The following is a 13,293-nucleotide window of genomic DNA, read 5'->3' on the forward strand; positions in this document are numbered from 1 at the left end:
GAGGAGAGACGTTTGTCTGGATTATTTTATTATTGCTTCCTGTATTATTTTTTGAATTTCTTCTCTGATTTTTCCTTTGGCTAATTTATTCTCGTCATTTATAACTTCTGGATAAGTTCTGTTGGATAGAAATACATATACAATTTCAGTTTCGGGGTCAACCCAGGCCATGTTTCCGGTAAATCCGGTGTGACCAAAACTAGATTCCGAAACACAGCCGCAGGTTGGTCCGTCTTTACCAATTCTTTTATCAAAACCCAAACCTCTTAAAACGCCTTTGTCTTTATAATAGCAGGTATTAAATGCATCGAAAGTCTGTGGGGAAAAATATTGAATACCTCCGTAATTTCCTTTTTGTAAAAACAACTGCATCATTTTAGCAACGTCCATGGCATTAGAAAAAATTCCGGCGTGGCCTGCAACACCGCCTTCCATTGCTGCTGCCATATCATGAACATAACCCTGAATAGTCTGATGTCTGAAATAATTATCGATTTCAGTAGGAGCAATGCTGTTTTTTTCGAATTTATCCAGCGGATTGTAAAGCGTGTAATTCATTCCCAGCGTGTTGTAGAAATTCTCTTTGCTTAAATCTTCCAGTTTTTTATGTGTTTTTCTTTCTAAATATTCTTTTAAAATGATGAAAGTAAAATCACTGTATTTGTATTCAACTTTAGGAGATACGGGACTATCGGCAATGATTTTCATAATCGTGTCGTGATAGTCATTTCGAATATAAAGATTATCGGCTGCTTTTGTGGTAAAGCCGTTTTCAGCTGTTTTTCGATAGTATTTTTCAGAAGGATTAGTATTGCTGTCTAATGTTGCTTTGTAAAATGGAATCCATGCCTGAAGTCCTGCATAATGCGATAACAAATCTTTAAAAATGATATTTTCTTTGTTTGTTTTGGCAAAAAAAGGCAGCATATCCTTCAATTTGGTGTCCAGCGTTACTTTATTTTTATCATACAATTGCATCACATTTGGCAGTGTCGAAATCATTTTTGAGATTGAAGCGACATCATACAAATCAGTATTGGTTACTTTTTTTCCGTTATCGTATGTCTGGGATCCGTATGATTTCTGGAAAATCACATTTCCTTTTCGGGCAACCAAAACCTGCATTCCCGGAGCCATTTTTCCATCAATTGCTTTTTGGGCTACAGCATCAATTTTTGAAAGAATCGCTGGGTTCATATTAACATTTTCAGGAGCGGTAAAAGCCAGACGATTTAGCTTTTCAGTAGTCAATCCGTCATTTACCTTAAAAGAAGTATTAATTGAAACGGGCAGTTTTCCTTTGGCTTCAATGGCTCCAAAAAGTAATTCGGCAGAAACAACCTGACTAATATCTGAATTTTGGTAAGAAACCACTAAACCTTCAATATCATCAAAATCAGTAATAGACAATAATGAATATGGTTTGGCAAAAACATCCAGAATTACTTTATTGTGTTTCGCGATTTCTTTTAACCAAAGCATTTCAGCTAAGGTAAATTCTTGCTTTTCCCAAGGTTTATTCACCTTATGAAAACTTATAATTACTTTGTCAAATTTTTTCAATTCCTGATTCAGACTATCAAGATTATTGTCCTTAACTTCTGTGATTTCTGTATATTTTTTTAAAGTAGAGACAAAAGCGCTGTTGGTGTCATCACCTAATTTTATGTAAGCAATTTTCTGATCCAGTTCTTTTATCGGAAGAATTTCTTTTTCATTTTTTAAAACGGTAACCGCATTTTCATACAATTGATAATGCAAAGCGTCATTTTGTGACGGATTAAGATCATTGTAAATATTTGCCATGTCAATAGGCTTGTAATGATTTAATCCGGCTTTGTATTTATAATGCAGAATTTTTTTAACCGAATGTGCTAAACGTTCTTCAGTTATAGTGTTGTTAGTGTAAGCTTCTTCTAATTTTTGGACGGCTGCAGGAACATTTTCTGGACACAATAAAATGTCATTTCCGGCCAAAAGCACTGCAATTTCTAATTCTCCCGGGCCTTTAAAATTTGATGCGCCTTTCATAGCTAAACCATCTGTAAAAATTAAACCTTCAAAACCTAATTCTTTTTGAAGCAGATTGGTAACCACATTATAAGAAGCCGAAGAAGGCAGATTTGGAGTTGGTTCTAAACTTGGAATATTAAGATGCCCAACCATTACGGATACTAAACCTTCATCAAATAATCGTTTATAAGGATACAATTCAACTAAATCAATTCTTTCTTTTGAAAAATTTACCAAAGGCAATGCGTGATGCGAATCGGTTGCGGTATCGCCGTGTCCGGGAAAATGCTTTCCGGTACTGAAAACGCCTTGACTTTGCACGCCTTTCATTAAAGCAGCAGCTTTGTTGGCTACATTCACTTTGTCTTCGCCAAAAGAACGATTTCCAATAATTGGGTTTTTAGGATTGGTGTTGATGTCCAAAACGGGAGCAAAATTGAAATGGATTCCAATTCGCTTGTTTTCAATGGCCATGTTTCGGCCCACTTTTTCAATTAATTTTAAATCCTGAATTGCACCCAAAGTCATATTCCAAGGATAACGGTACGTCGAATCTAAACGCATTGCTAATCCCCATTCTGCATCAATCCCTACAAATAAAGGAACTTTTGCTTTTGACTGATATAAGTTGGTTAATTTTGCCTGACGAACTGGACCGCCCTGAAAAAAGATAACGCTTCCTACTTTGTATTCTTCAATTAAATTTTTGACTTGATTGACATGAACGGAATCTTTATTGGAATAAGCCGAAATCATAAACAGCTGTCCTACTTTTTCGCGAAGCGGCATTTTGCTGTAAATGCTGTCAACCCAAGCCGTTTCTTTATCTGAATCTTCAAAAAACGTTTTTTTTGCAGATTTGTCTTCTTTGTAAACAACAGTGTCTTTTAATGGAATGTCTTTTTTTGAATCTGTAATTGCATTGTTTTTTTTGACAGCGCAATTGGTGATTAAAAATAAAAATGAAGCACAAAGGCTGATCTTTATGATGTAATCTTTCATAGTAATATGTTTTAAACCATTTGAAGGTTAATTTTCGGCCTTCAATGGTTAGTAAATTATTGTGTTTTTAAGCGGCTTAAAAACTTATTTTTTCATGGCTTCGAGAACTTGTAAGGAATAATCCTAAATAGGTAATTAATCCGTTTAGTACAATTAATTCATTGTCGAAAACGTATCCTGAAAACAGCAGTTTCGAATTTTCATTTATTAAATAGGTAAGAAAAGGTGCAAGGAGACAAATAAACGGTACTAACTTGTCATTTACATGTCTTGATTTCTGGAACAATCCAAAAGCATATAATCCTAATAACGGACCGTAAGTGTAAGAGGCAACTTTAAAAATCATTCCCACAACTGAGCTGTCGTTAATAGAATTAAAAATAAGAATGATGAAAAATATTAATGCCGAAAAGCTGATGTGTACCAAATGCCGGGTTCGAACTGTATTTTTTTTATTGCTGTTTTCGGCTTTGTCCATGCCTAAAAAGTCAACGCAAAAAGAGGTTGTTAATGCTGTTAAAGCTGAGTCAGTAGTGGCAAAAGTGGCAGCAATAATTCCCAGTAAAAATACAATTGCCGGAACTACGGCCAAATGATTTAAGGCGATTTCCGGAAAAAGTAAATCGGTTCTTGGTTTGCCTGTAACTAAATCAGTTGGAACTGCGATTCCGTTTTTATTTGCATAAATGTATAGCAGGGCACCCACACTTAAAAAGAAAATATTGATAATCACGAAGATTCCCGTAAACGTAAACATGTTTTTTTGTGCTTCGCCAATGTTTTTACAGCTCAGGTTTTTTTGCATTAAATCCTGATCCAGACCTGTCATGGCGATGGTTACAAACATTCCGCCCAATATTTGTTTTACAAAGTGGAATTTACTTCCAAGGAAATCATCAAAGAAAAATATCTTAGAATAGTTACTGTTTTTTACTTCTTCAAATGCGCTGACGGCACTTAAATCCATGCGGTCGCAGATAAAATAAATAGTAAGAAAGACAGAGGTTACAAGAAAAAAGGTTTGTAAAGTATCGGTAATAATAATTGTTTTCAGTCCGCCTCTGTAAGTATAGGAAAAAATAAGCAGCAGTGAGATTAATACGGTAAAGGCAAAAGGAATATGATAATAATCAAATACAAATCGCTGCAATACAATAACCACTAAATAAAGTCTGAATGCTGAACTTATGGTTCTGCTGATTAAGAAGATAGAAGCGGCCGTTTTATAGCTGAAAAAACCCATTCTCTGTTCTATATAACCGTAAATTGAGGTTAAATTCATTCGGTAATAAAGAGGCAGTAATAGTTTTGTAATAACAATAAATCCAAGTGCATTACCCAATACAAACTGGAAATATTTGAATTGTTCACCGCTTGGCGCGCCAACTTCTCCGGGTACGGATATAAAAGTAACTCCGGAAAGAGCAGTTCCAATCATTCCAAAAGCAACTAAATACCATTTAGAATTTTTATTGGCTGTAAAAAAAGCTTCGTTTCCGCTGTCTTTTCTGCTCACTCGGTGTGAGATATAGAATAATGTTCCGAAATAAACGATAATAAGAAGAAGGATGGTACTTGGTGTCATTTTATAGTTTTGGTGGTTTTGGTTTTTTTATAAATAAACGGCTTTTTTTAATTGACCTGACGGTTTCAATCCAGAAGCCTCGGTAGACGGGATTAAAACCTGTCAGGTCGCCGTTAAAAACTCAAAAAATGAAAATTCAGTTTTTTGATTTGTATAAATCTATAAAAAGATTTTAATAGTGCGGTTTTTAGATTTCCTGATTTTTGTTTTGAGACAATAAAACAGCTCTTACGCTTTTGTGTTTTTGCAGTAATTCTTCGGCTAAATCATATTCAATATTTAGTTCTTCCATAATCATTTTGATACCGCGTTTCACCAGTTTTTCGTTAGACAGCTGCATGTCGACCATTTTGTTGCCTTTTACTTTTCCTAATTTGATCATTACTGATGTAGAGATCATATTTAAAGTCAGTTTTTGAGCGGTTCCTGCTTTCATTCTGGTGCTTCCGGTTAAGAATTCAGGTCCTACGATTAATTCAATCGGGTAATCGGCTTCCTGAGCAATCAGTCCGTTGCTGATGCAGGAAATACTTCCTGTTTTAATGTTGTATTCTTTGGCTTTTTTTAAAGCTCCTAAAACATACGGTGTATTTCCAGAAGCTGCAATTCCGATGATCATATCCAGACTTGAAATTTCAAATTTGGCTAAATCTTTCCATGCTTGTTCCGTATCGTCTTCAGCATTTTCAACTGCTTTTCTAATGGCAGTATCGCCTCCGGCAATAATTCCGATAATCATATCATGCGGTACGCCAAATGTAGGCGGACATTCTGATGCATCCAGTATTCCAATTCGTCCTGAAGTTCCGGCGCCAATATAAAATAATCGGCCTCCAAGCTGCATTTTTTTTACGATTGCTTTAACCAGTTTTTCGATTTTAGGAATCTGCTCTTCTATAATATGGGGTACTTTTTTGTCTTCGGTGTTGATGTTGGTAAGAAGTTCTTTCACGCTCATTTGATCCAAGTCTTTGTACAAAGATTCTTGTTCAGTTTCAGGATTTTTATTTTTCATTTTTCTTTTCTTTTTTGGTTTTGAAACAGCAGTTTCTGATATTTATGATTTTGATATTTTATATGAAGTTCCTCTATTTTATAAAAAAAGCAGGTTTGAATAAATTTAAATTTTCTGAAAAGCTTGATTTAATAGAGTAAATAGGGTTTTCTCATGATTTGAAAAGCTTCTAAATCTTTTTTCCAGCTTTCTCGAATTTCTTTTTCTGAAACTCCCGATTCGATTTGATGCTGCAGTTTTTTCGTTCCGGCAAGTTTGGTAAAAAAAGCATTAAAGAATTTCGTTTTATCGCTTGTATTTTGATAGGCTTTAAGCAGCCATTTTAATTCTAATTTTGTGAGTTTAGGATAAGAGGTTAAATCTTCACCAAAACATTCTTTTCCGTTATAAAGCGGGTCTTTGGCTCCAAAATTGGGTTTTGGGGTAAAAGTGAAATTGGTTTTTGTTAAATAGGGAGAGCCATAAATTTGAAATTGTTTTTCAGTGCCTCGCCCCATGCTTACGTTTGTTCCTTCAAAAAGGCATAAACTCGCATATAGATTTATAGATTGATCATTTGGCAGGTTTGGAGATGGTTTTACCAATAAACTGTATTCCATTTTTCGGTTATAATTAACACAAGGAATAACGGTTAGTTTGCATTTTACACCATCTTTAAGCCACTTTTGACCGTTTGTCATTTGTGCATATTCGCCAATCGTCATTCCATGCAGAAGAGGAATAGGGTGCATGCCTACAAAACTGGTGAATCCTTTTTCTAAAAGCGGACCGTCAACAATACTTCCGTTAGGATTTGGGCGGTCCAGAATTATGAGCGGTACATTGTTTTCTGCGCAAGCTTCCATTACATAATGCAAAGAAGAAATATAAGTGTAAAAACGGGCACCTACATCCTGTAAATCAAAAATCATAATATCGATTCCGGCTAATTGTGCAGGTTTTGGTTTTTTATTGTCTCCATAAAGAGAGATTATTGATAGACCGGTTTTAGGGTCTTTACCGTCAACGATATGTTCGCCGGCATCGGCAGTTCCTCTAAATCCGTGTTCAGGAGCAAAAATAGTTTGTATCATAACTTTCTTCTCTAATAAAAAATCGACCAAATGGGTTTTGTCAGACAAAATTCCGGTTTGATTGGTTACAATTCCTATTTTCTTATCCTTTAAAAGCGGTAAATATTTCTCATAATTATCGGCACCGGTTTTAATTGCGGGCGGATTCATTTTTGATGTATTGTTTTCTGTAACTGCCGAAACGGAATTGGAATAAGTAGAGGTAAAGATGAAAGAAGTTACAATAAGAACACTTTTTGCTATGAATTTTATCATTTTAATTACAGTTAATAGTTAAGGCAAATAAGGACTAATAAAATTAGTTTATTATTGATTGCTATTTGATGTTTTTTTGATGGTTGTTGTGTGGTATTGCAGCAGATATCTGATTTTGTTCAGATTAAGATTTTATTCGTCATTTTTATCTTCACTTAAGTGATGAAAAAAAGATTTTTAAATACTGCCTCTGGTAAATTTAGGTTCCAGAGGCAGTTTATTATTGTAGGGGCAAAATGTTATTATGATTTTAGAATTACCAGCCAGGGTTTTGTTTTAAATCTACACCTTGAGCTTTGTATAAATCGATATCATTGGTAGGGATATTCATTAAATAATGTTTTGGTTCGAATGTTCTGGTGCTGACAGGATAAATTTTTACGTATCCGTTTGCATCAACCACAGTTTGTGATCCAACAGGAGTTCCAATTCTTGCACCCAGATTTACATCAGGGTTTTTATTTGTATCTAAATAATCTCCTTTTTTCCAACGGTAAATATCGGCTTGTCTTAGAGTTGTCCAGCTCATGAATTCAATTTGACGTTCGCGGCGAACTTCCCAGATTAAAGGATTTACAACTCCCGAAAGCTGCTCTAAAGCCGAAGTTCTTCTTGGGTCGTTAATTTGTACTCCTCCAGCAGAAGCAGTAACACCGTCAGTAGTCAAAGGTGCAATTCCGGCACGAGTACGTACTTTATTGATAGATAAATCAAGATCTGAGTTAGTAGCAGTTCCTAATTCGGCGCAAGCCTCAGCATAATTTAAATATACTTCACTTAATGTAAATAATGGCGCATCCGTATAGTTACGTCCTCCGGTTGTAACATCAGGACCAGTTGTTGCCGGATTGTTGTACAATTCAAATACATACCCCGACATTGAAACTAAAGCTGTTGTTCCAAAAGGTTTTCCTTTGTAACCATAATTAGCCGGATTTACTGTTTTTGCAAAACGCGGATCTCTGTTTGCAAATGTTTTAGCAACAGTTTCGTCACCAGTAAATTGACTGTTTCCAGTTTGCTGAATTGGCAGTCCGTTTGTAGTTACGTAACTGTCTGCAGCCCATTTTGTTAAACCATACTGAATAGTTGAGGTATTGGTGTAGTTTTGAAGAGAGTGCATTAATACGTTTGTTAAATAACGTTTTGCCAAAATAACTTCTGTATTTCCAAGCAATTCAACTGAGTTATAAAGTGATTTCCAATCGGCATTTAATTTATAAGCCGGATTGTTCATAATCGCTGACGAAGCTGTTTTTGCTTTGTTAAGATATGCGCTTCCATCTTGACCTAAATGGTATTTTCTGTATGTTCCTTCATAAAGACAAGCGTTGCTTAAAGCGGCATAAGCGGTGTATTTATTAACTGTAACATTTTTATCATCAGCCGGAAGCATTAAGTTTGCAGCTTCTTCTAACTCGGCAATTACTTTGTCTATGATTTCTGCTCTTGGTTTTGCCGGAGCATATACTTCTGCATCCCCCTGAGCTAAAAATTGATCCGTGTAAGGAACGTCTCCAAATTTTTGTACTAAACGGAAATAGGTATATGCTCTAAAGAATTTAGCAACCCCAATGTAGTGGTTCTTCTTTTCCTGAGGCATTCCAACAGCAGGTACTTTTTCTAACATTAAATTGCAGCGGCGAATAAGGGTGTAATATTCGTTCCAGGAATAAACATTTGTTGTAGACGCTGTAATTGGCATTTGATAAAAAGTAAAAGCCGATAAATTGTCATCTACTCTGTAATCGCTTCCGTGATAATAGAAAAAAGAAAGTCCAATTGTGGTTCCGTTTCCATATCCGTAAAAAGTATCATAGTTCAACCACGAAAAGGTTTTTACATTGTCTTCTGACTGCCAGAAGTTGTCGTTTGTAAATTTATCTGCAGGATCATCTGTTAAATAATCTGAACAGCTGACTGCGGTCATTGATGTTGCGGCAACAGCAAATAGAAGCAGAAATCTTGATTTTATATTTGATTTTTTCATTTTAAAAGTTTTGTATTGTTAGGATTAGAAAGATAGCTCAACACCAAAAGAAACGGTTTTGGTATATGGATAAGCTCTTCCCCAGAAAACTTCTGTTTCATCAATTTCCGGATCAACAGGAAGACGTTTATCTGCCCAGGTTGCTAAATTTTCGCCTGATGCATAAATTCTTACTTTCTCTAAATGAGCTCTTTTTACAATTTCTGCTGGAAGTGAATATCCTAGAGTAACATTTTTTAAACGGAAATATGACATATCTAATAAATATCTTGTAGAGGTAACAAAGTTGTTTGAACCTGAAGTACCTGAACCAAGAGTATTGGCTTCATTTCCATAATATGGGTTTGGCCAGTAAGCCTGAGTATTTTCTGGTGTCCAATAATCAGCTTGGTTTGCATACATTTGCTGAGGCGCACGGTAAAAAGGCAGTACAGCATCTGAAGCCGCCCAGTAATCACGTTTACCAACTCCCTGGAAGAAACCAGAAACATCAAATCCGCGGTATTTCCCGCCTAATGTTATACCATATTTATAACGAGGAGTAGTATTACCAATTTTTTTCAAATCTCCGTGATCGTCAGCTGTTCCTGCACCACGAGTAATGGCTCCGTCTCCGTCAAGATCTACATAATGAACGTCTCCTGCTCCGTATTTAAAGTTACCAACCATTGTTTTAGAATAATCAACACCATTAACCGTTTTACCGTTATTGGTAATTACATCATCAGATTGAAGAAGCCTGTCGCTGGTTAAACCCCAAATCTGGCCAATTTCGTAACCATCATAATATGGATATGTAGTAGGTGTAACTAAAGCTAATAATTTAGAACTATTGTTCCATTTTGTAATAACCGATTTATAATCAGATAAAGCGACATCAACAAATACCGAAGCACTTTCGCTTAATTGTTTATTGAAATTTAAACCAAGTTCCCATCCTCTTGTTCTCATGTTTCCTGAGTTAGTTTGAGCGGCAGATTGTCCAAATGAACCAGGAAGAGTTATGCCAGGAGCAAGCATTCCTTTTGTATCACGCTGGTACCAGTCAAACGAAGCACCAAGCATATCAAATATTTTAATGTCAATACCTAAGTCTTTTGTATATACTTTTTCCCATGTTAATGTTGGGTCAACGTTAGTTGGTAATCCGGTTGATGGAGGTAAAGTACTTCCGCTGTTTATCCACGAAGGATTTGTTGAATTTAATACAGATAAGAAAGCATTGTTTCCTACGTTTTGATTTCCAATTGCTCCAATAGAACCACGTATTTTAAGATCGTTTAACCAGCCTCGTGTGCCTTCCATGAATTTTTCATTCACAATTTTGTATCCAACAGAAGCAGAAGGGAAGAAGCCCCATTGTTCGTTTGTTGGGAATCTTGAAGAACCATCGTAACGAGCATTAAGTTCTAGTAAATAAATTCCGTTATAATCATAATTTACGCGCGCAAAGAAACCTGCAATAGAATAGGTTGTTTCGGCTGGATTAAGAGTTGTATTGGCAGATCCAGAAACAAATTGCTCACCAACGGCAAGATTAAATTCTGGCTTTGATTTGTCTAACAAAGTATTTCTTCTGGCGTAATTACGAGAGAAATCCTGCCACTCAGAGTTAAATCCTGCCAAGAATTTAAAGTTATGACCGCCAAATTGTTTTTTGTAGTTACCGTATATATTTACAACATTTGTAGTCGATTCTGATTTTGACTGTGCTACATAATCATTCCCGGCTTCAAGAGTTGCAGGTGTAGCGTTTTGAATTGTAGTGGCATCATACGGCATAGCAGACCAGCTGTCCCAAGCCAGGAATTTACCGCCATTTTGTTTTCTGTTGTAAAACTCGGTTACATTACTTACTTCAGCTATAATGTTGAAATCCTTTGTAATATCTGCTGTAAGCTTAGCACTCAATCTGTTATTACGTTTGATATTCTCATTTCTGGATGCATTTGATAAATATCCTCCTGCAGTACGAAAATTATATCCTTTGTAAGTTCCAAAGTTTGGAAAATATTGTCCCCAGCGAAGTGCGTAACCAAAATAACCTCCGTAACTAGTGTCATCAGTACCAGAACCTCCATAATAGTTAAAAGGCTGATCGTAAGTACTGTTAATTGTCATTACTTTAAAATCACCAGTAAGCCAGTCGGCTAATTTTGTAGTGAACCCCAAGTTAATGTTTGTTCTCTGTCTTTTTTCCTGATTTACTCTCAACATACCATCTTGATTAGTAAGAGCAATAGAAGCGAAGAAAGAACTTTTTTCTCCTAAATTACCTTGTGCAGATAAGTTGTGCGTAGTCTGCAGCGCATTACTTGCATATAATTCTTTATTAGCATCCCAAACTCTGTAAAAATAAGGAGTACCATTTTTAATTTCCCAATCTTCACCATAAACCATTTCATTGCTGGTACGATTATTTGCATACTTTTCTTTCCAGTTTTTAATTCCGGCCAATAAAGTATTATAATTTGCACCAAAAATCTCAGGGACAGCACCATCTGTACGAGTTCCTGCTGCAACTAATCCCGGAATTTCTTCAGTAGGATCTAAGAATTTTAAAGTAGAAATAGGATTAGTAAAAGCAGTATTAGCCGAATAAGAGAATCTCACTTTTCCTTCTCCCGTTTTTCCTCCTTTAGTAGTAATAAGTACAACCCCAAATGCGGCACGCGCTCCATAAATAGAAGCTGAAGCGGCATCTTTCAGCACCGTCATCGTAGCAATGTCATTGGGATTAATAAGGGATAAATCTGTAGGTATACCATCAACCAATATTAAAGGAGCATCAGAGCCATTAATAGTACCTGCTCCACGAATATTAATAGTTGCAGTACGGTTAATATTCCCTGAGTTAAAACTAACATTAACTCCGGGCGTAGTGCCTTGCAAAGCTTTACTAACATCAGTAAGCGGTCTGCTTCCAATTGTTTTAGCTACATCGATTGAGGCAACAGCGCCGGTTAAGTTTGTTTTCTTTTGAGAAGAGAATCCCACGACTACAACTTCATCTAATTTTGAAGTGCTTTCAGAAAGATCAACGTTGACTTTTTGCTGTCCTTCAATTTTTACTACAGAGGTTTCAAAACCCATATAGCTAAATACAAGGCTTCTTCCAGGTGCGATGCTGATGCTGTAGTTTCCATCAAAATCGGTGGTTGTGCCATTTGATGTTCCCTGAATCAGGACCGTAACTCCGGGAATTGGAATTCCGTCAGCTTTGCTTTTTACAGTTCCAGTGATTGTTTTTGTTTGCCCAAATGTTGCTTGAATGAACAAAACCAACAATGAAATAAGAAATAATTTTTTCATGATTATTTGGTTTTTTTAATGGTTGTTGAGCAAATATATTTATTTATTGCATACAAATGCAGTATTTTGTAATTAATTTCAAAAATTAACTAAAATAACGCAAAATAACGCAGTTTTTATATGTTAATTTTTTCTGATTTTATTTTTATGATTAAAAAACGCAAACTATTGCAGTTTCTGCTTAATCCTACGCGTCCAATAGAATTATTTGATATATTTGTGCTGAATTTTAACTTTTTAAAAAATGCTGAAAGCCGAAAGACATAAATATATAATGACTAAGCTTGTTGAAGAACAGAAAGTTGTCACAACTGATTTAGCTTTGGCTCTGGATTTGTCTGAAGATACCATTAGAAGGGATTTAAACGAACTTGACAGCAAGAAACTGCTGGAAAAGGTTTATGGCGGAGCCGTTGAGATTAAAGAAAAATCGGCAGATGTTTTTAATATAAGTATTTCGGGTGAAGAAGAAAAAAAGCAAATCGTAACAAAAGCATTGTCATTACTTCATGATGACCAGGTTATTATAATGAGCGGTGGAAGTACAAATTTGGTGTTTGCAAAACTTATTCCTTCTGATTTAAAAGCTACAATATATACGTATAGTCTTCCCATTGCAATGCAATTGTCACAACATCCCAATATAGATTTAATATTTATTGGAGGCAAGATGCAGAAAAACGCAATGGTTACAATTGGTATGGATGTAATTCAGGTTGTGTCTAAAATTAAGGCCGATATTTGTTTTATAGGAGCCAGTAGTATTAATATAAAACAAGGGCTTACAGAAGTGGGTTATGAAGTCTCAATGGTTAAAAAAGCTATGATAGAAGCTTCTGACAGAGTTGTGTCGATGTTTTCTTCCAATAAATTAAATACCAAAATGCCTCATGTTGTATGCGATTTAAATCAGCTTGATACTATTGTTACCAATCTGGATCCAGAAGACGTAAGATTGGAAGAATATAGAAAATCTGGGGTATTTATATTATAATTTAAAAATTCAATCAAACTTTTCTGCGTTTTTTTGCGTTATTTAAATTTAATT

Annotated in this window: 7 protein-coding genes; 1 reads left to right on the forward strand and 6 read right to left on the reverse strand. The window is 35.5% G+C overall.

The window, feature by feature from the left end; all coding sequences use genetic code 11:
• Positions 1-21 precede the first annotated feature (21 nt).
• From L1276_RS14570 to L1276_RS14595, 6 genes are all read right to left on the reverse strand, one after another.
• On the reverse strand, positions 22-3,015 hold the full coding sequence (locus tag L1276_RS14570) for a glycoside hydrolase family 3 N-terminal domain-containing protein (protein WP_253788984.1): 2,994 nt from the start codon (positions 3,013-3,015) through the stop codon (positions 22-24).
• Positions 3,016-3,091: 76 nt separating this feature from the next.
• A complete protein-coding gene (locus L1276_RS14575) occupies positions 3,092-4,600 on the reverse strand; it encodes a sodium:solute symporter (protein WP_253788985.1) in 1,509 nt (502 codons plus the stop codon).
• Between the two features lie 187 nt (positions 4,601-4,787).
• The gene (murQ, locus tag L1276_RS14580) at positions 4,788-5,615 is read right to left on the reverse strand and encodes an N-acetylmuramic acid 6-phosphate etherase (RefSeq protein WP_253788986.1); all 828 of its coding nucleotides are present in this window, start codon (positions 5,613-5,615) and stop codon (positions 4,788-4,790) included.
• Positions 5,616-5,743: 128 nt separating this feature from the next.
• Positions 5,744-6,943, reverse strand: coding sequence for an exo-beta-N-acetylmuramidase NamZ domain-containing protein (locus tag L1276_RS14585; protein ID WP_253788987.1), 1,200 nt, complete (start codon positions 6,941-6,943; stop codon positions 5,744-5,746).
• Positions 6,944-7,199: 256 nt separating this feature from the next.
• Positions 7,200-8,933, reverse strand: a complete 1,734-nt coding sequence (locus L1276_RS14590; RefSeq protein WP_253788988.1) for a RagB/SusD family nutrient uptake outer membrane protein — start codon at positions 8,931-8,933, stop codon at positions 7,200-7,202.
• Positions 8,934-8,957: 24 nt separating this feature from the next.
• Entirely contained in the window at positions 8,958-12,245 is a 3,288-nt protein-coding gene (locus L1276_RS14595) for a TonB-dependent receptor (RefSeq protein ID WP_253788989.1), read from the reverse strand.
• A gap of 244 nt (positions 12,246-12,489) precedes the next feature.
• On the opposite strand from L1276_RS14595, the gene L1276_RS14600 reads away from it, so the two are divergent.
• Positions 12,490-13,239, forward strand: a complete 750-nt coding sequence (locus L1276_RS14600) for a DeoR/GlpR family DNA-binding transcription regulator (RefSeq protein WP_253788990.1) — start codon at positions 12,490-12,492, stop codon at positions 13,237-13,239.
• The last annotated feature ends 54 nt before the right edge of the window (positions 13,240-13,293 follow it).

Source organism: Flavobacterium sp. HSC-32F16 (assembly GCF_024171645.1).
Taxonomy (GTDB): domain Bacteria; phylum Bacteroidota; class Bacteroidia; order Flavobacteriales; family Flavobacteriaceae; genus Flavobacterium.